Below are 18,428 nucleotides of genomic sequence, written 5' to 3'. Positions count from 1 at the left end.
AACACATAAAAAGGCTTCTGGAGCTTCCAGGAGCCTCTTTTTTTGTTCAAGAAAATGATTAAAGATACGCAGAAGTCTGCCGATAATTATTATATTATGAGTCTTGCGATTATTTTAGCTTGACTATAAATAAACATTCTGACTAGGGGGAGATTTCATGAGGGGAAAATGGTTTGTGCTCTTTTTGGCATTCATCTTGTGTATGTCCGCAAGTGCTATGTATGCCAATGCGAAGACTTCGGCAGACTTCACTGATCTAAAGGATTTGGATGCGGCGACAAAGGCCAAGTTCGACGCCTTGATCTCTGCTGGGATATACGATGGGGTCAGTGATGGCGAATTTGGTTTGAACGAAAAGATGAATCGTGCCCAGTTTGCGAAAGTCGCCGCGCTGATCTTCAGCCTGGATGTGGATGCCTCTCTGAAGACATCCAGCTTCAAGGACGTTTCTCCCGACGACGCAGCAAACGGCTATGCCTTGCCTTACATTGAAGCGATTAAGGCTGCTGGCATCACCGACGGTTATAGCCCCGGGGAATACAACCCGGCCGGAGATGTGTCCAAGGAGCAGCTTGCCGCGTTCTTAGTCCGGGGCCTGGGCTGGGAAAAGGATGCACAAGCTTCCCCGGGTGTCAAAGACGACTCAGTATCGGATTGGGCCAAAAGCTATGTAGCTTTAGCTTTGGAGAAGAAGATCATGTCCAATGGCCCTGAAGGCAGCTTCGGTGGTACAACGAACGCCCTCCGCAGTGAACTCGTAGCAGTATCTTACAATACGTACGAGGCTCAGAAACTGACTCCTACAGCTACACCGACGTCAACACCGACGCCAACGCCAACACCAACGCCAACACCAACACCAACGCCAACGCCAACTCCGGAAGAGTTCTCGGAGGAAACGCCGGTACCAACACCGGAACCAACGCCGACGCAGGCACCAACGCCGACACCGACGCCGACGCAGGCACCAACGCCGACACCGACGCAGGCACCAACGCCGACACCGACACCGACGCCAACACCGGAACCAACGCCGACGCCGACGCAGGCACCGACGCCGACGCCAACACCGGAACCAACGCCGACGCCGACACCGGAACCAACGCCAACGCCTATGACTGAACAAGAAGCGTTGAATATAATTAGGGATTACTTTTATATGCCTTACATAATACCCGATGTAACAATATTCGCCGCTGCAGGAATAGAGGGAGTAACCGCAGATAACCTAGAGCGAGTTCTGGATGCTATTAGGGTGGCTGTTTATGAATATCAGCCCCTTCCAGGGACAACACCCTTTAATTTTTCCAAAGAAGAAATCCAAGGAATTGTTGACTCTATTACGGAATGAATAACCCGGAAATCAAAACCACCCGTCCAGCGGGTGGTTTTTGCTCTATGGCTCAGTTGCCGTCCGGGGTCGCTTCACCCGGCTTTACCTGTGGCTGGACTGGGATTTGTAGGTGCGCACGGCAAATACATAAGCGACGATCAGGATCCCCAAGCACCACGCCAGGGCCGTCCAGATATCATGGCCAACGGGTTGGTCCGCTAATAAGGCGCGGATGGTTTCGACAATCGAGGTTACCGGCTGGTTTTCGGCGAAGGCGCGAACGGCTGACGGCATTGTATCCGTCGGCACAAAGGCCGAGCTGATAAACGGGAGGAAGATTAACGGGTAGGAAAATGCGGTGGCGCCCTCCATGGAGTTGGCGGATAATCCGGCGATGGCAGCGACCCAAGTCAATGCCAGTGTGAATAACACCAGGATGCCGGCGACAGCAAGCCAGGACAATACCCCTGCCGATGAACGGAAGCCCATAATCAGCGCTACAAGAATGATGACGGTAACCGAGATGACGTTGGATACCACTGAGGTCAGCACATGCCCCCACAGTACGGAGGAGCGGGCAACCGGCATAGAGTGGAAGCGTTCAATGATGCCCCGCTGCTTATCCTGAAACAGGCGGTACGCCGTATAGGAGATGCCGCTTGCTACGGCAATCAGGAGAATTCCCGGCAGCAGGTAATTTACGTAGTTGTCCGCCCCGCTTTGGATGGCGCCGCCCAGAACATACACAAACAGCAGCATCATGGCAATGGGAGTAATACAAACCGTGAAGATGGTGTCCACACTCCGCATAATATGGCGCATGGAGCGCCCGAGCATAACACCCATATCGCTTAGAAAATGCTCATTCATTGTGCCAAAACCTCCTTTTTACCGGTGATCGCCAGGAAAATTTCCTCAAGTGTCGGCTGCTTCTCCACATATTCCGTCTTGGCCGGGGGGAACAGCTTCTTCAGGTCCTCCAGCGTACCGTTGGCAATAATCCTGCCCTCATGCAGAATGGCGATCCGGTCGGCCAGCTGCTCCGCTTCCTCCAAATACTGCGTGGTCAGGAATACCGTCGTGCCCCCGTCGGCCAGCTCCTTCACCAGCCTCCAGGTCTCTAAACGCGCCTCGGGATCCAGCCCTGTAGTCGGTTCATCCAGGAAAATAAGCTGTGGTTTTCCGATCAGGCTCATGGCGATATCCAGCCTGCGGCGCATGCCGCCGGAATAGGTGGAGGCCCTGCGGTCGGCGGCAGCCGTCAAGCCGAAGCGGACCAGCAGTTCCTCCGCAACCTTCCGTGGGTTCTCCACATGCCGCAGCTTGGCGATCATGACCAGGTTCTCCCGGCCGGTCAATATTTCGTCCACGGCGGCAAACTGTCCCGTCAGGCTGATGGACTGCCGGACTTGGCCGGGCTTTGACGCCACGTCAAAGCCGTTGACAACGGCGGTACCGCCGTCCTGCTTAAGCAGTGTGCTGAGAATTTTGATCACCGTCGTTTTGCCTGCGCCGTTGGAGCCGAGCAGGGCGAAAATTTCGCCCCGCCGCACCTGGAGGTTCACACCCTTCAGAACCTCCGTGGGTTTGTAGGATTTTTTCAATTCCTTAACCTGAATGGCGATATCGGTCATTTGGCGCCATCCTCCTTTCCGAATTTGGTCATCATGTCCTGGTTCAGCTTGTGGCGGAGGCCGTCGGTCCATTTGGTGGTGTCGCGCAGAAACTCATCGCAGAACCCGACCACATCCTCGCCCGTCAGTTCGAGCACATGTCTGCCCTCCGCCGCGCCGGCTTCAAACAGCTCGATCAATTCCAGCTGAGCCGTCAGCATGTGGGAGCCGTCCCCTCCGGCGAGATTCCACATGTAATCATGAATTTTTTTGAACACGAACCGGTACTCCTCCGGCAGTGTTTCCGCTCTGGCCATTTGCTCCTTATATTCTCTTTTTTCTCCCATTAATTTTTTGATAAGCTCCAGCATCAGCGCCACTCCCCGTTTTTATTAAATTTGTCCATAATCTCTTGATTCAGCTTCTCCCGTGGCGCTGCCTTATGGGAACTTGCCGCACGCATAAACTCATCGCTGAAGCGGCCCACATCGCTGCCTGTAACCTCAAGCACCGGTTTGCCCTCGGCTGCGCTTGCTTCCAATAACTCTACTAAGTCAGTAAACATCGTCAAGTCAGTGAATACCGTCATATCTCCGCTGGGAGAACCAACGGAAAACATATAATGCCGGATCTTGCGGAAAGCATACCGGTAATCCTCGGGCAGGGCATTCACCCGTTTCATGAGCTGCTTATAGGCCCGTTTTTCCTCCAAATCGCCAATGATCAATTTAATAATGGAATCCAGCATGGTCACGGCCCCTCCTTTAACTGCTTGATTTTCGATGCGACGAACTCCCACTTTTCCCAGAACTTCTGAAGCTCTTCACGCCCCGCTTCATTAAGCGAGAAAAACTTCCGCGGCGGCCCCATGTCCGAGGGTTTTTTGGCGACCTCCACCAGCTTGCTTTTTTCCAGCCGGATCAAAATGGTGTAAACCGTGCCCTCCACCACATCGGTAAAACCGAGGGCGTTCAGCTGCCGGGTGATTTCGTACCCGTAGGTTTCTTGGCGGCTTATAATTTCAAGGATACAGCCCTCCAGCACACCCTTGAGCATTTCAGTCAGGTTCTCCAGCGTCATCCACTCCTTGCTATTCTGTATCACTGGTATCAAGTATTACTTACTACCACTATAAAGTAACACGTAGTACCGGCGTTGTCAACGGTGAACTTGCGAAGGCTTGCCAACCGGAACATCCGCCCAGACGGCCGCATACACTACGATTGAATACTCCGGCAGGCAGCTCCGGGCTGCTGTCCGAAAGACAGAAGGTGGAACCTTGTGCCCGAATGTGTACAACATTTTTAATATCCGCATCAATAATGTGTCCAACGGCGGGGCTGTCAATTTTGGCGACAATCTGTTCAGCAACAACGCCGCCAACCAGAAGGCGGTAGGGGGCAACACCATCATGGGCGATGCCAGCCCGTCTCTCAATGTGGACAATAACCTAGTGAACGATCCGGACGGCGAGGATCAGCCCACCAATGCCATGAACAATGGCGTGATCGGATAATCCCAAGCCTGGAGCCAATCGGCAATTGCCTTTAGGAGGCACCCTCCCATGAATTTCTATATCCATAACATTAAAGTGAATTCCATCGCCAGCATCGGATCGCTGAATATCGGCAACACCATTCTCACCCGGAACCAATCCACGGTCATCACCCAGACCAGCGGGGATGATCAGTCGTCGGGGACCGCGCAGTCAGCAGGTGCCTTGGAGCCGATTGCAGCCGGAGGCGCCATAGGAGCGGCGGAAGATGATAGCCATGGCGGAGAAGTGGATGAAGAGCTCCCGGGCGGCTTCATCCAGACACAGGGCTCCTCCTATACGCCGGATGGCGGGCAGCAGAATTATGGGGTATCCGCCGGTGAATCCCCGGCTTGGAGGTGAGTGTATGTATGCAGCATATTATGCTCCGCAAGGAGAGCAGCCGGGCTGGCAGCAATATCTCCATGGCCTGATGCAGCGCAACGAATGGCTGGAGAAGCGTCAGGCAGAGCTGGAAGGCCGTTTTCTGCGGTTGGAGGAGCAGCTGCGCCAGATGGAGGAGGCCAACCGGCTACTGAAGGAGCAGATGGAGGCCGTGAAGCCTGTCCAATACGGCAACATTACGTATAAGGTGCAGGAGCTGCATGTGAATGAGCTGACCGGCACGTTGAATATTGGGCTGACCTCCTTGGCCGATGAAGGGCAATTAAAGACCATGATGGAGCAGATGAAGCTGGACGGGCAGGAGATGCAGATTCCCGGCAGCCAACCAGTGGCAGATTCTTCGGGATAGCCACGTTCTCGCCTTCTCCTTTATAATAGATACAGATTAAGAGAGAAGATTGCCTTCCCCCAAAAAAGGAGAGAGAACCATGGCCTACCGGATCGCCGTCGGCACAAGCGACGAAGTGGAGATTGACCAGCATTTTGGCAGCAGCAGACAATTTGTAGTGTATGAAATTTCGGGGGACGGCGCCATTACCCGGCTGGAGGCGCGGCGTAATGAGACGGACGGGGTGATGGGGCAGCATCAGGAGGACCGTCTGCGCCGGACCGCAGCCTTGATTGAGGATTGCGGCCTGGTCCTCGTGAGCCACATCGGTCCGGGTGCTGTCAATCTCCTGAAGCAGATGGGCATCGATGCCCAGATCGGCGAGGGGCCGGTTGATGCGGCGCTGGCCAAGCTCCTGCGTTTCCGCAAACGGTTTATGGGCGGGCGGCAGGAATCCACAGAGGAATGACAACAAAGGAGCCAGAGTATATATGAAGCTGATGTCTTGGAATGTAAACGGCCTGCGGGCTTGTATCAATAAAGGGTTTATGGACCGGTTCCAGGAGGCGGATGCGGATATTTACTGCCTGCAGGAAACCAAGCTCCAGGAGGGGCAGATCGAGCTGGACCATGGGGAGGCGTACGGGCAATACTGGAATTATGCGGTGAAAAAAGGCTACTCCGGAACGGCTGTATTTACCCGCGTCCGGCCGCTTACTATCCGGTACGGGCTGGAGGCGGATGAAGAGCCTGAGGGCCGTGTGCTGACCCTTGAATTCGAAGCGTTTTACCTGGTGAATGTCTATACGCCCAACGCCCGCAGGGACCTCTCCCGGCTGCCCTTCCGTATGGAGTGGGAGGACCGGTTCCGGGCTTACCTCATGCAGCTGGACAAGCATAAGCCTGTGGTGGTATGCGGGGACATGAACGTGGCCCACCAGGAGATCGACATCAAGAATGCCAAGTCCAACCGGGGCAATTCGGGCTTTACGGATGAGGAGCGGGAGAAGATGACGCTGCTTCTGGAGTCCGGCTTTGTGGACACCTTCCGGCTGCTTCATCCGGACAAGCAGGACGCCTATTCCTGGTGGTCCTACATGCCGAAGGTCAGGGAGCGCAACGTAGGCTGGCGGATCGACTATTTCCTGGTGTCCGAGCGGCTGTCCTCCAAGGTGAAGGAGGCCTTCATCTGCCTTGAGGTAATGGGCAGCGACCATTGTCCCGTAGGGCTGGTGCTGGAGGTAGAGGCATGACAGAGCAGGCAGCGGGAACCCGTACGAAAGGGGGACGCCTCCGTCAGAGCCAGTTCGCTATGCTGAAGCTGATGGGCGTCCTTTTTCTGGCGGGACTCCTGCTGTATGCGTACCAGGCCATTACGGCGCCTCATGACCGCCCGCAGGCGGCGGACGGTGTGCTGGATGCGGGGAGCTGGGATTTTGCCGGAGAAGGGCCGATTCCCTTGTCGGGTGAATGGATGTTCTATCCGGGTCTCCTGACACCGGAGGACTTCCGCCGCAATCCCGAGCTTGCCGGGCAGGGGATGCGGGTCCGGCTTCCTGGGAATTGGGACAGCTACATGACCGAGAATGGTGTGAGTGGAATAGGTGCAGGCACCTACCGGCTGGAAATCAAGCTCCGGGACTCGGGTATGTACGGGCTGCGGATGAAGAAGGTGAGGTTGTCCAGCAAGGTTTTTCTGGGCGGGGAATATCTGGGCGGCACCGGAGAAACGGCGGATAATGAGAGGGATTTTGTGCCCAGCAATCTCCCGTTTTATGGGGTGGGCAGGGGTGAGGCAGGCACCGCGGAGCTGTTGGTTCAGGTGTCCAACTACATTCTGATGACCAAAAACGGAATGAGCCAGGCGCCGGAATTCGGGCTTGCCGAGCAGGTGATGAACAACCGGGACCGCTCCCGTCTCGAGGATATGGCTCTGATTACGGCCATGCTGGTATTCGGCTTTTACTTCGCCGGGATGTTCCGGCAATGGCGGGAAGAACGCCATTATATGTACCTGAGTCTTTTTTGCCTGTCGACGGGGTTCTTTTTCAGTATTGACAATGAAATTCTGGCAGCGCTTGTAGTGCCGCAATTGCCGTTTATCTGGCTGCACAAGCTGCTGTTTATTCTGGCTGTATTATCCTTTTATTTCTTTATCCTGTACATGTCGAGCTTTCTTCAGGAAAGAGTGGGCATTATCCGGCGGGGGCTGCCCTGGATTCTGGCGGGCTATATCGGAATGGTGGTTCTCCTGCCCAATGAAGCGCTGCGGATGACCTTTTGGCCCAATCTGGTTTTCCAGGGCATTGCTTTTCTGGCGATTTTCTATCTGCTGTACCGGGGGTTTGCCCGCAGCTCTCCGGTGGCCTGGTATTTGGCGATGGTGGCGGTGTTTATGGCCGTTACGGCGGTCTCCGCCCAATTCCGTTACCAGATGGCCCGGGACAATGCCACTATTGCCATCCTGAGCCCGCTTCTGCTGGTGTTCTCCCAGGCGCTCTTGGCCAACTTCCGGGCCCAGCAGATTATGGACCGGAGCCGGAGGCTGTCGGAGCAGCTTCTGGAGTATGACAAGCAGAAGGACGAATTTCTCGCCCGGACCTCCCATGAGCTGCGGACACCGCTGCACGGGATGATCAACCTGTCCCAAATTTTGCTGGACGACCGGAAGGAGCCCCTGTCGGCGCCGCACCGGGAGCAGGTCCGTATGCTGAATCTGTCCGGCAGGCGTCTGGCCGATCTGGTGCAGGATATTATGGATTTGAACCTGATCCGCACAGGTGAAATCCGCATCCGCCGGACTGCGGTGGATTTGGGGCTGGCCGTGCGGCTTGTGCTGGATATGCTGTCAGTCTCCATGGTCAAAAAAAATGTGGAGCTGAAAAATGAGCTGGCTGACGACTTGCCTCTCTTGTATGCGGATGAGAACAGGCTGAAGCAGATTCTGCACAACCTGGCGGAGAATGCCCTCAAATTTACGGAGCGGGGCTATGTGCGTATTTCCGCCCGTGCGGCAGACGGCATGATGGCTATATCGGTAGAGGATACCGGCTGCGGGATTCACGCCAAAGCCCTGGACCGGATCTTCCAGCCCTTCCAGCAGGCGGAGGAGACGGGATGGAATCCCGGTGTAGGCTTGGGCTTGAGCATTACCCGCCAGCTCGTGGAGCTGCAGGACGGGACCATCACTGTCCGTTCGGAGCCGGGCATGGGGAGCTGCTTCACCTTCACGCTGCCCATCGCCCGTTCCTCTCTGCCTTATGCACGCACGCTCAGCGCCGGGGAAACGGAGTTTCCGGCTGCGGAGCTTCCGGACCGGCCCCGGACGGTGCGTTCGTTTGAGGCCGCGGGTAAGGAAGGGCTGGTTCTTCTGGTGGACGATGAGGAAGCGAATCTGAAGGTGCTGATGGAGGTTGCCGCCTCCATGGGCTGGGGCTACAAGGCCTTCACCGGCGGCGCCGACGCCCTGGTCTGGCTGGAGGGAGCGGGCAGACCGGAGCTGGTGCTGCTGGATCTGATGATGCCTGTTATCTCCGGGCTGGATATCTGCCGGGAAATCCGCAAGCGGTACAGCCATGCGGAGCTTCCCGTGCTGATGCTGACCGCCTCCGGACGGCAGGAGGATGTAGTAGCGGCGTTCGAGGCGGGCACCAACGATATCCTGCAGAAGCCCTTCGAGCTGGCGGAGCTCCGTGCCCGGGCCGAGTCGCTGCTGGCCATGAAGCGTGCCTCCCGGCATGCCGTCCAGAACGAGATGGAATATCTGCAGGCGCAGATTACGCCCCATTTTCTGTACAACAGCCTGAATTCCCTGATTGGTTTAAGCTACAAGGACCCGGACAAGCTCCGGGAAACCATCTACCAGCTGACTACCTATCTGCGCGCCAAATTCACCTACAGCTTCCAGCAGGAGAGGGTTCCGCTCCAGGAGGAGCTGGAGGTGGTCCGGGCGTATCTGGCCATCGAGCAGCTGCGGTTCGGACCTAGGCTTCAGGTGTCCATTGAGATTGATCCGGACACGGATTGTATGATGCCGCCGCTCTTGCTTCAGCCGCTGGTGGAGAATGCGGTCCGCCATGGCATCGGCCAGAAGCCCGAAGGCGGCACGGTCGAGATTCAAGTGAAGCGGCGGGGCGGCGGGACACGCTTCACCGTATCGGACAATGGGGCCGGAATGTCGGCGGACCGGCTTGAAACCACCAAGCTTGGCCAAACGGCGGGAGTAGGCATCCGCAATGTTTCCCGCCGGCTGCAGATGCTTTACGGGGAACGCTTGTGGATCGAAAGTGTGCAGCATGAAGGAACTGTTTTCACATTCCAGCTTCCGGAGGAGCCGTATATCTCATGATCAAGATCCTGGTAGTGGATGATGAGTGGATTGCTTTGGATATTTTGGAGATTCTGCTGGGGGAAATTGATGGTGTGGCGCTGGTGGGCAAGTGTGTCCAGGTGAAGGAGGCGCTGGACACGGCGGCGGCGCAGCAGCCGGATCTGATCTTCCTGGATATTGAGATGCCGGGGATGAGCGGCCTGGCCGCTTTCGAACGGTTCCGGGAGCTTTGTCCGGAGGCCGAGATTGTATTTATTACGGCCTATCAGCAATATGCGGTGACAGCCTTCGATCTATCGGCGATGGATTATCTCCTGAAGCCTGTTTCCCGGGAACGTCTGGCGCGTACTGTCGAGCGGTACAAAACCCGGCGGGGGCAGGGGGGGGCCGAGTCGGAGGGCGGGATGCCTGAGGAGCACGGGCTCAGGGTCAAGGTGCTGGGCAGCCTGGAGGTGTATGGGGAGTCGGGAACCCTGCTGGCGTGGCGGACCAAAAAAACCCGGGAGCTGTTCGCGTTTCTTCTGCATCAGAAGGGGCCGGTTTACCGGGACCGGATATTGGACAGCCTGTGGCCGGAGCATGATCTGGAGAAGGCCCAGACCTTGTTCCATACCTCTCTCTACCAGCTGCGCCATACCTTGAAGCAGGGCGGTTACGGCCAGATGGTTTCCTTTGCCGATGAGCGTTACATGATGAGTCACGAGGACCTGCGCTGCGATGCGGATGAGCTGGAGCTGCTGCTGGCTTCGGACCGAAGCGGGAGCCGTGCTGCCGAAGCGCTGGCGCTGTACCGGGGTGACTACCTGGAGGAGGAAAGCTACGGCTGGGCGGAAACCAGGCGGTACAAGCTCCGCGCCTCATTCCTGGAGTATCTGAATCATGCGGCCGGGCAGGTAAAGGGGGGACGCAGGGAGGCGGTGCTGCGCAAGCGTATCGAACTGGAGCCGTATACCGACTCCCACTACCGGGATCTGCTGCTTCACCTCCGGGAGCAAGGAAGCTCCGCGGCTATGGAGGAGCTGTACAGGCAGATGCGGGAGAAGTATATGGGGGAGCTGGGGCTGGAGCCCTCCCTTACGCTGAAGGAATTGCTGGAGGGCGTATAAAGCAAGCGGGACCCCCGAGGGAGTCCCGCTTGCTGAATGTCCGCAGACCTGAAACCGCCGGCTGCTTAGGCCGTGCGTTTCCTTACATGTAAATCTGCTGCTGGGAGCTGCCTGTGCCCTGCTGAATTTGTTGGCCGAGCTTCTGCTTGGCGAACTGGAAGGCCTCCTGGCCGGACTTTTGGTAGGTTTGGATTTGCTTCTGGATCTCCTGGCCCTGAGCCGGGGAGGAAGCGTTGTACATGTTGTTTTGCTTCATGAGCGTATAGACCTGCCATTGCATGGTCAGGGTGCTGTTCAGGAGATCGGTAAAGATTTTGCGCAGGGAATCATCGCTGGATTCCGTGACGGCAGTTGCATATTCGCGGGCGGTCCGCTTCAGGTCGCAAAGGACGGTGTAGAGCCAATCCTTTTCGGGCAGAAGATTTTGGACGGCTTGCTGTTGCTGTTGTTGCTGCTGTTGCTGATGCTGCTGTTGCTGATGCTGCTGTTGCATGAACTGATCCTGGTTGAATTGACCGTATTGATTTTGCTGATGCATCTTTTCTCCTCCTTCCGTGATTAGTGTTGTTGTGTCATGCCGGTGAATTGCTGTTGATTGGCGTTGAATTGGCCGTTGGCGCTGTTCAGCCCTTGATGAAGGGCGTTCATCAGGGTGTGCAGGTGCTGCTCATGGGTTTGCACATGGGCTTGGCACAGGCTGCGCACAGCCGGATTGGTGGTGATGGAGGCCGCGGCGGCGCATTGCTTGAGCATCAGTTCTTCATTGGACATGGAGTCTACGATGTACTCCAGCTCCTTGGCTGTAGGTGTTTGCATGTTTATCCTCCCTTCTGTATTGACCAGAACTTAAAATTCCCTTATTCAGGGAAATTATGTATGCAAGCCGGTGCAGCTTCTTTTTTTGGGCAAAAAGATTCTGAAAGGAGTGTTAGCATGAGCTACACGGATACGTTCATTACCGTTTCCCCCGATTGTCCGGTGGAGGAGTCTGTCCAGCCGCAGCCGAAGGGCGGGGTGAAAACCAAGCCATTGCTGGAGTTCGAGCTTCTGTCCGATCACCCTTACCGCTTTACGGAGAAGGACTTGATTTACCAGGTGCATCTGCGGCATCAGGGGATACCGGAGGAGGAATGGCAGGTTCGGGAGGGGGAAATCCGGGAGAAGCTGTTTGCCAAGTCCCATCCGTGTATGCGCGCCTCCATGCTCCCCAAAAAATACGGCTATGGGGTGCATTATGACCATGAGGGGAAAATCGCCATCTACGGTATGGAAACCTCCCGTTACTGTTCCTTTGCCGGGGGTGGAGAAGACGGGGTACGGGTGATTGCCGCTATGCGGAATAAGAAAAGCGGAGGCAGTTGAGTTCAGGAGAGGTATAACAGCAAACAAACCGTCAGGCCTTGGGCTTGACGGTTTTTTGGGGTACATCCAGCTTGCAGGTGCCTTAGTGGATGGTGGACGCTTTGTCGGCAACGGAGGCAGCGCGCTCTTCTGCGGCTTTGCGCTTGCGTCTTCTTCTCCGCACCCGCCACCCTGCAGCCGAAGCTCCGGCCAGAAGGAGCATAATGACGTACATATGCGGCTCGAACCGCACCGACATGATTCCGAGGGGGACCAGTGCCAGCACAAAAATATAGATCATATTGCCCAGCACGGTGGCGTAAAGGAAAGGCCGCATGCTGACGGAGCTGAGTCCCGCCGCCACATTGACCACGCTGGTAGGAACAAAAGGAAAGACTCTCCCGATAAACACCACCCAGAAGGCGTTGTCCTCGATGCGGTCCCGGAGAGAAGGCTTGAGCCACCGGGCGAAGAAATCCTGCAGCCAATACCGCGCCGCCCAAAAGGAAACCAAACCAGCCAGAATGCTGGTGGCCCAGCTCCAGAGGTATCCGCCGGCGAAACCGAGAATGCTGACATTCATGGTAATCAGCAGGATAAACGGAATAACCGTAAATAAATTCTGGATAACCATCAAAAGCAGCATTAAACCCAGAAACAGATACCGGCTGTTTTCCGAGACCTCCTGTCCGGCCTCAGGATCTCCGGACAACATACCCGTCACCAAATCCGAACGCCAAACTACAAGCAGGAGAGCGGCGATGAGAGCGAAAGAGACGATTTTGATCCATAGTTTCATTCCCGCAGCAGCCTCCTTATATACTCCTTTATATATACCCCGTCACCGGAAAAAATGGGCCTGTCCCTGTCTCAAAAAAAAGTAGCGCTGATGATAAAATTATGTTACCTTATATAACAATAATCTCACACGCAGCTGTCGTCTGCAAGAATTCTGCCCATGTGGCAGAGACCATTCAACCGGTTGGAGGAGGCGGAAGGGATGATGGAAACGGATAAGCAGCATGATTGGCTGTCTGAGCTCCCCATGGTGGACCTTCATGTCCATCTGGACGGCTCCGTCCGGCCGCAAACACTGCGGGAGCTGGCCCGGGAGCAAGGCAGGCCCCTCTCCGGGGAGACGGATGCCCGTCTGCTCCAGTTGATGCAAATTGACGAGGGCTGCGCCAGTCTGGTGGAGTATCTGGGCAAGTTTGATTTTGTGCTGCCGTATCTTCAGACGGCTTCCGCCCTGGAACGGGTGGCCTATGAGACGGTGGTGCAATCGGCTCGCCATAACGGGCGTTATCTGGAGGTGCGTTTTGCCCCGCTGCTGCATACCCGCAGCGGGTTGAAGGCGGATGAGGTCATCGCCCACGTTCTGGTTGGACTGAAGCGGGGGGAGCGGGAACTGGGCGTGACTGCCCGGGGGATCGCCATCTGCATGCGCCACCATGGGCAAGGGGATAATCTGCAGGTTGTGGATGCGGCAGCGGATTACCGGAAGCGGGGGCTGGTGGCGGTGGATCTGGCCGGGGATGAAGCCCATTATCCGCCGCAGCTCCATGAGGAGGTATTCCGCCGTGCCGGGCGCTATGGGCTTCCGGTGACCATCCATGCCGGGGAGGCGGCAGGGCCGGAGAATATCGCAACGGCCGTCCACCGGCTGGGTGCCGCCCGCATCGGCCACGGCGTGCGCGCCCGGGAGAATCCGGAGGTGCTGAAGCTGGTCCGTGACGGAAGGATCCCCCTGGAGCTATGTCCCGTGAGCAATATCCAGACCAAGGCGGTATCCGCCTGGGAGCATTATCCGGTCCGGGAATATTTTGACCAGGGGCTTGTGCTGACCATCAACACGGATAATCCCACCGTATCGGGCACCAGTCTCCAGCGGGAGTATGCGGTGCTGACGGAACGCTTCGGCTTCGGCAAGGAGGAGGTGGCGGCCCTGATTATGAACGGCGTACAGGCGTCCTTCCTGGAGAAGGAGGGCAAAGAGAAGCTGGCCCGGCAATTCCGGACCCGCTTCCGGGAGCTGGGCATCCGCGTGTCTTAGGCTAGGGAGGGATAATTCGTGTTCCGATATGGATGAAGCATGTTTCCGGTGACGGGGCATGCTTTTTTTGCGCTTTGGATGCAGCTTTCCTTAGTGGTGGCCACCGGTTGAGGTTTTCTATCCGGCTGGTTTGTGTTACCATTTTAATAAAATGGAACGGCTGTTGGACGCACATAAGGAGGAATGACCGTGATCGGCAAACCCCGGTTGATTGACCCGTCCCTGATGATACGCAAGACATACCGCAAGACTTTGGAGATCCGAAACCGGCAGGTAACCGTTGAAGTGGAGGATGCCCTGTATGCACCCGCGGTGGAGGGGGAGGAGCCCCAGCTTGCGGATGAGCCCCTGGTGGCCCAGATGCTCAGGGGTATTGCCGCGGCTGTGGCCCATAATGCCTCTCCATATAATCCTGTGCCGCAGCGGATTGTTATTTCTCATGGGGCTGCCGAAGGGGAGCCTGGGCATGCTGCCGGAGAGGGCGCAGCCGGTCCGGTGTCCTCCGGTGGAGGAATGGGGCGGCAGCCTGCGGAAGCGGCTCTTCCCATGCAAGCCCCTTCCGGCTTATGGTCCGCCTGTATGCCCCGCTGGACACTGGACGAGGTCAGCCTGAATCAGGAGGCCAGGAGCCATCTGGAGGCGGCTCTGGTTATGATCCGCCACCGGGAGAAGCTGTTTGGGGAATGGGGGCTGGAGGAGTCCCATTTTGACGGGCGGGCGGTGGTGTTGAACTTCTATGGGCCTCCCGGTACGGGGAAAAGCATGACTGCCGAGGCGTTGGCGGGCACGCTGGGCCGCCAGGTGCTGCTGGTGAATTATGCGGAGCTGGAGTCCAAGTTTGTGGGAGAAACGCCGAAGAATATCAAGTCGGTGTTCGCCGCCGCATCCGGTGCGGGAGCGGTGCTGGTGTTCGATGAAGCGGATTCCTTCCTGGGCAAACGCCTGACCCATGTCCAGCAATCCTCCGACTACGGCGTGAATATCAGCCGCAGTGTGATGCTTTTGGAGCTGGAGCGTTTTGACGGGGTGGTGGTGTTCACTACCAACCTGCTGCAAAATTATGACGACGCCTTCCGCCGCCGTATATTGGCCCAGATTGCCTTCCGGTACCCCGATGAGTCGGAGCGTACGGGCATTTGGGAGACCCATTTACCCAGCAGGCTGCCATTGGGTGAGGGGGTTAGTCCTGCGGTGCTGGCGGCGGCTTTTGACCATATGACGGGAGCGGATATCAAGGACATGGTGCTGTACGCCTCCGCTTTATGCTTGAAGGAGGGCGGCACGGCAGTGGAGCTGGATCATTTCCGCCAGGCTGCCGAGTATGTGGCCTCGCGCTATGTCCGGGAGGAAGACGGACCGGAGCATTGAGGGTTGGTCTTTTGCTAGGGTGTGTTTGAAAACTCCGAGGGGAGCAAATTTTAGCGAATTTTCGTTCCAGGCAAGGCACTTGCCCGCAGTCGTACCGGGGGGTACGTCAAGGGGAAGTAAAGAAGTAAGGGGCGAAAAGGCGTTAAAAGGTGCCCTCAAGCGAGTTTTCAGACACACCCTAAGGGTGCATTGGCCTTCATCTTGTGGAATAATAGAAGCATGTGTCTGAACCTAGCAGAAAGAAGGGATTGCTTTGGAACGGGTAGGGTTGGTGCTGGAAGGCGGAGGGATGCGGGGTGTGTATACGGGAGGCGCATTGGAATGTTTCCTGGAGCACGGCATCCGGGTGCCGTATGTCATTGGTGTTTCGGCGGGAGCCTGCAACGCGGCCTCTTATATCTCCGGCCAAAAAGGGCGCAACAAGACGGTTACCATTGATTATGTATCCCATCCCCGTTATGTGGGCGTCCGCAATCTGTTCCGGGAGAAGAGTATCTTCGGCTGGAGCCTGATTTTTGACGAGCTGCCTAACAAGCTGGTGCCCTTCGATTACGACTCCTTCTACAGAGATCCGGGCAGCCTGTGGGTGGGCATGACGGATGCGGTGTCGGGGCAGGCCTTCTATATGGAAAAGAGAGAGACGGAGCAGGCCGGAAATATTCTCGATATTATCCGGGCCTCGAGCAGTCTGCCCTTCGTATCTCCGCCGGTGCTGGCCGGGGACCGGGTGCTGTTCGATGGGGGGATCAGCGATCCGATTCCCGTGGGCAAGTCGATGGCCGACGGGAACGACCTGCACATCATCATCTCCACAAAACCTGCCGGCTACCGGAAGACCCCCTTCAAGCACGGCTGGCTGGCCCGCCGGATGTACGGTAAGTACCCGGGTCTGGTGGATGCGCTGGAGAACCGGTATCAGGTTTATAACCAGTCCATGGAGCTGGCGGAGGAGCTGGAGCGCCAGGGTAAGGCGGTTCTCATCCGGCCCTCGGCCCATATTGAGGTGGGGCGGATGACCAAGGATCCGGTTAAGCTGACGGAGCTGTATGAGCTGGGGTACAGGGATGCGGAGGCCCGGCTCGCTCGGGTCAAGACATGGACGGAAACGCCTGCAGCACTGGCGTAAACATAGAAGGACCTGTGCCATGGAAGTGGCGCAGGTCCTTTTTTTGAAGCTGATCATACCTCGTTTTGTTGGGCCAGGCTTATAGCGTTCCCGCCAATGCGCCTAACGGACCTACGGTACGTTATTTCCCCAGAATACCCTTATCCGCATTTTTCGCGGACACAGGAGACGTTATTTGGCTATTCCAGGTCACCCACAGCGGCTTTTTGGCCGAATAAAGGAACGTGGGTCCGTTAGTTTGTGAATTGGCCGATTTTCGGCTCATTAACGGAACCAGGGGCCGTTAGCGCACGTCCGGTGATGGAGCGAGCAAGTGTCGGCAAATGTCCGGTCATGGAGCAAGCTGGTGTTGCGTATGAGCGGTGATGGAGAGAGCATGTGTTTGCGCATATCCAGCGATGGCAGGTCCGGTTAGCGAATACCAAAGCTGCTACGTGTCCCGTTAGCACATGTTCTGCGATGGCACGTCCAGTTGGCCCATGGCCAGTTGTGGCGCGTGTCCGGTTAACGTATGACCGGTGGTGGCAGCATCGGTCAGCATCAGCCCGACAGGCCTTGTCCGCCCGTTGCCGCGGACAGACTTTGCCTTGCCGCCTGGCGGTTCCAGGCGGAATGGGCCCAATAGGCGCCGGCGGAAACCAGCGCAGCTGCCAGAGCAAGCCACGTTACCGGCGGCAGCCCGCCTGCATCATACAAGCTGCCCATCACATAGGGGCCGATCACCCGGCCTCCCGAGCCAATGCCGCCGGCCAGGCCAATGTAGAAGGGGGCGTGAGCGCCGCCATGCTCCGATAAGTAGGCAGGTATTGCCGGGGAAATAAGCATCTCGCCCAAGGTGGCGAGTATCATCCCCAGCACCATGCCGGGGTAGCTTTGCATCAGCAGGATACACGCATATCCGGCCGCATAAAACAGACTGCTGGCGGTCATCTGGGCGGAGACGGTGCGGGTCAGATACCGTTTGATAAGTCCCAGCAACGGTTGAGCCACGAAGATAAGCACCCCATTCAGTGTCCACAGAAACCCGTAATATCTCTTGGGCATCTCCTCACCCACAATAAAGGGAGACACCCCGGTGTTCCAGATGGAGTTGCCGATATGAAGCAGGAGAGCGCCGCTGGCCAGGAGAAGATACAGCCGGACATTGCTTAGCAGCGCCCATGTCCCCGGGCTTCCCGCCTTGTTATGGGAGGATGCCGCGGAAGCCCCCGTACCCTGGGCCACATCCGTGGATTTCAGATAAAACAGGAAGAATACGGCAAAGAAGGCGGAGGTTGCCCCGTTGGCTATAAAGCTGAGGTGGTAGGAAAAGTCCGCCAGAAAGCCGCTCAGCGCTGTGCCCAGAGCCACGCCGATATTATTGGCCACATAGATAATGTTGAATATTTCCGCCCGACGTTCCGTAAAGCGAAAGCCGATGTACGATTGGATGGCCGGCAGCGACATGGAATTAAACAGGCCGATCAGCCACATGGCACCGATGAAAAGCTGCCAGTTGCCGCTTAGGAGAGGCAGAACCAGCAGGACGGAGGCATTCAGCGCCAAGGACCCTGTAACCAGCCGTTTGACGCCAACCCGGTGATACAGAGCGCCGCCCAACAGCTGCCCGATGATGCCGCCCAGCGACTGGACCAATATGGCGAGTCCCGCATCAGCGAGGCTGCGGCCCAGCTCGTCGAACACATACATGGAAACCAGCGGCCACATCAGGGCTCCGCCGGTGGTGTTAATGAGGCTGGCGATCAGGAACACATTCAATTCTTTTGGATTGCGGCGTAACGGATTCATGACCGGTTCTACTCCTATTCAGTACAGAATCCTCCAAGAATTCCGTGAAATTAAACAAAGGTCAAACATTATCCTAGTCTACTTCGGTGCCTGGGGGATGTCA

Annotated in this window: 21 protein-coding genes; 12 read left to right on the top strand and 9 right to left on the bottom strand. The window is 56.8% G+C overall.

Annotated elements, in window-relative coordinates:
- Positions 1–157 precede the first annotated feature (157 nt).
- Positions 158–1,351, top strand: coding sequence for an S-layer homology domain-containing protein (locus ACI1P1_RS25835; RefSeq protein WP_416219386.1), 1,194 nt, complete (start codon positions 158–160; stop codon positions 1,349–1,351).
- 84 nt (positions 1,352–1,435) lie between these two features.
- Here ACI1P1_RS25835 and ACI1P1_RS25830 read toward each other — a convergent pair whose 3' ends face one another.
- From ACI1P1_RS25830 to ACI1P1_RS25810, 5 genes are read right to left on the bottom strand one after another with little or no spacing between them, the layout of a single operon-like run.
- Complete coding sequence (locus ACI1P1_RS25830; RefSeq protein WP_416219385.1) at positions 1,436–2,203, bottom strand: ABC transporter permease; 768 nt, start codon at positions 2,201–2,203, stop codon at positions 1,436–1,438.
- Positions 2,200–2,967, bottom strand: coding sequence for an ABC transporter ATP-binding protein (locus ACI1P1_RS25825; RefSeq protein ID WP_416219384.1), 768 nt, complete (start codon positions 2,965–2,967; stop codon positions 2,200–2,202). Before ACI1P1_RS25825 ends, ACI1P1_RS25830 begins: the two co-directional genes overlap by 4 nt.
- Positions 2,964–3,317 carry a DUF1048 domain-containing protein gene (locus ACI1P1_RS25820; protein ID WP_416219383.1) on the bottom strand — a complete coding sequence of 118 codons (354 nt, stop codon included), beginning with the start codon at positions 3,315–3,317 and terminating at the stop codon, positions 2,964–2,966. The genes ACI1P1_RS25825 and ACI1P1_RS25820 overlap by 4 nt, the downstream gene beginning before the upstream one ends.
- Positions 3,317–3,694 carry a DUF1048 domain-containing protein gene (locus ACI1P1_RS25815; protein ID WP_416219382.1) on the bottom strand — a complete coding sequence of 126 codons (378 nt, stop codon included), beginning with the start codon at positions 3,692–3,694 and terminating at the stop codon, positions 3,317–3,319. Before ACI1P1_RS25815 ends, ACI1P1_RS25820 begins: the two co-directional genes overlap by 1 nt.
- A 2-nt stretch (positions 3,695–3,696) precedes the next feature.
- On the bottom strand, positions 3,697–4,026 hold the full coding sequence (locus ACI1P1_RS25810) for a PadR family transcriptional regulator (protein WP_416219381.1): 330 nt from the start codon (positions 4,024–4,026) through the stop codon (positions 3,697–3,699).
- A gap of 100 nt (positions 4,027–4,126) precedes the next feature.
- Here ACI1P1_RS25810 and ACI1P1_RS25805 point away from each other — a divergent pair, with 100 nt between their 5' ends.
- The 7 genes from ACI1P1_RS25805 to ACI1P1_RS25775 all read left to right on the top strand — a co-directional run bounded on the left by ACI1P1_RS25805 (position 4,127) and on the right by ACI1P1_RS25775 (position 10,649).
- A complete protein-coding gene (locus ACI1P1_RS25805) occupies positions 4,127–4,462 on the top strand; it encodes a spore germination protein (protein WP_416219380.1) in 336 nt (111 codons plus the stop codon).
- Positions 4,463–4,510: 48 nt separating this feature from the next.
- Positions 4,511–4,843 (top strand): hypothetical protein, encoded by a 333-nt coding sequence (locus ACI1P1_RS25800; protein ID WP_416219379.1) that lies wholly within the window; start codon positions 4,511–4,513, stop codon positions 4,841–4,843.
- A 4-nt stretch (positions 4,844–4,847) separates the two neighbouring features.
- Positions 4,848–5,234, top strand: coding sequence for a spore germination protein GerPC (gene gerPC / locus ACI1P1_RS25795; RefSeq protein WP_416219378.1), 387 nt, complete (start codon positions 4,848–4,850; stop codon positions 5,232–5,234).
- 79 nt (positions 5,235–5,313) lie between these two features.
- Positions 5,314–5,682, top strand: a complete 369-nt coding sequence (locus ACI1P1_RS25790; protein ID WP_416219377.1) for a NifB/NifX family molybdenum-iron cluster-binding protein — start codon at positions 5,314–5,316, stop codon at positions 5,680–5,682.
- 22 nt (positions 5,683–5,704) lie between these two features.
- Positions 5,705–6,466 (top strand): exodeoxyribonuclease III, encoded by a 762-nt coding sequence (locus ACI1P1_RS25785; protein WP_416219376.1) that lies wholly within the window; start codon positions 5,705–5,707, stop codon positions 6,464–6,466.
- Positions 6,463–9,561, top strand: a complete 3,099-nt coding sequence (locus ACI1P1_RS25780; protein WP_416219375.1) for an ATP-binding protein — start codon at positions 6,463–6,465, stop codon at positions 9,559–9,561. Before ACI1P1_RS25785 ends, ACI1P1_RS25780 begins: the two co-directional genes overlap by 4 nt.
- Positions 9,558–10,649 (top strand): response regulator, encoded by a 1,092-nt coding sequence (locus ACI1P1_RS25775; protein ID WP_416219373.1) that lies wholly within the window; start codon positions 9,558–9,560, stop codon positions 10,647–10,649. The genes ACI1P1_RS25780 and ACI1P1_RS25775 overlap by 4 nt, the downstream gene beginning before the upstream one ends.
- Positions 10,650–10,731: 82 nt before the next feature.
- Here ACI1P1_RS25775 and ACI1P1_RS25770 read toward each other — a convergent pair whose 3' ends face one another.
- Together ACI1P1_RS25770 and ACI1P1_RS25765 are read right to left on the bottom strand one after the other, a co-directional pair.
- Positions 10,732–11,187 carry a spore coat protein gene (locus ACI1P1_RS25770; protein ID WP_416219372.1) on the bottom strand — a complete coding sequence of 152 codons (456 nt, stop codon included), beginning with the start codon at positions 11,185–11,187 and terminating at the stop codon, positions 10,732–10,734.
- A 20-nt stretch (positions 11,188–11,207) separates the two neighbouring features.
- Positions 11,208–11,465, bottom strand: coding sequence for a hypothetical protein (locus ACI1P1_RS25765; protein WP_416219371.1), 258 nt, complete (start codon positions 11,463–11,465; stop codon positions 11,208–11,210).
- A 117-nt stretch (positions 11,466–11,582) separates the two neighbouring features.
- Between ACI1P1_RS25765 and ACI1P1_RS25760 the strand changes: the two genes are divergently transcribed.
- Positions 11,583–12,011, top strand: coding sequence for a DUF6157 family protein (locus tag ACI1P1_RS25760; protein ID WP_416219370.1), 429 nt, complete (start codon positions 11,583–11,585; stop codon positions 12,009–12,011).
- Positions 12,012–12,093: 82 nt separating this feature from the next.
- Here the strand turns inward: ACI1P1_RS25760 and ACI1P1_RS25755 are convergent, their stop codons facing one another.
- Positions 12,094–12,789 carry a TVP38/TMEM64 family protein gene (locus ACI1P1_RS25755; protein ID WP_416219369.1) on the bottom strand — a complete coding sequence of 232 codons (696 nt, stop codon included), beginning with the start codon at positions 12,787–12,789 and terminating at the stop codon, positions 12,094–12,096.
- Positions 12,790–12,990: 201 nt separating this feature from the next.
- On the opposite strand from ACI1P1_RS25755, the gene add reads away from it, so the two are divergent.
- The 3 genes from add to ACI1P1_RS25740 all read left to right on the top strand — a co-directional run bounded on the left by add (position 12,991) and on the right by ACI1P1_RS25740 (position 16,537).
- Positions 12,991–14,043 (top strand): adenosine deaminase, encoded by a 1,053-nt coding sequence (gene add, locus ACI1P1_RS25750; RefSeq protein ID WP_416219368.1) that lies wholly within the window; start codon positions 12,991–12,993, stop codon positions 14,041–14,043.
- Between the two features lie 189 nt (positions 14,044–14,232).
- Positions 14,233–15,411 carry an ATP-binding protein gene (locus tag ACI1P1_RS25745; RefSeq protein ID WP_416219367.1) on the top strand — a complete coding sequence of 393 codons (1,179 nt, stop codon included), beginning with the start codon at positions 14,233–14,235 and terminating at the stop codon, positions 15,409–15,411.
- 253 nt (positions 15,412–15,664) lie between these two features.
- Positions 15,665–16,537 (top strand): patatin-like phospholipase family protein, encoded by an 873-nt coding sequence (locus ACI1P1_RS25740; protein WP_416219366.1) that lies wholly within the window; start codon positions 15,665–15,667, stop codon positions 16,535–16,537.
- Between the two features lie 540 nt (positions 16,538–17,077).
- Here the strand turns inward: ACI1P1_RS25740 and ACI1P1_RS25735 are convergent.
- On the bottom strand, positions 17,078–18,325 hold the full coding sequence (locus ACI1P1_RS25735) for an MFS transporter (protein WP_416219365.1): 1,248 nt from the start codon (positions 18,323–18,325) through the stop codon (positions 17,078–17,080).
- Positions 18,326–18,428: the final 103 nt, after the last annotated feature.

This window comes from Paenibacillus mesotrionivorans (genome assembly GCF_046098205.1).
GTDB classification, from domain to species: domain Bacteria; phylum Bacillota; class Bacilli; order Paenibacillales; family NBRC-103111; genus Paenibacillus_AR; species Paenibacillus_AR mesotrionivorans.
Note: the sequence above shows the minus strand (reverse complement) of the source record. Positions and strands in the feature narration are given on the sequence as shown.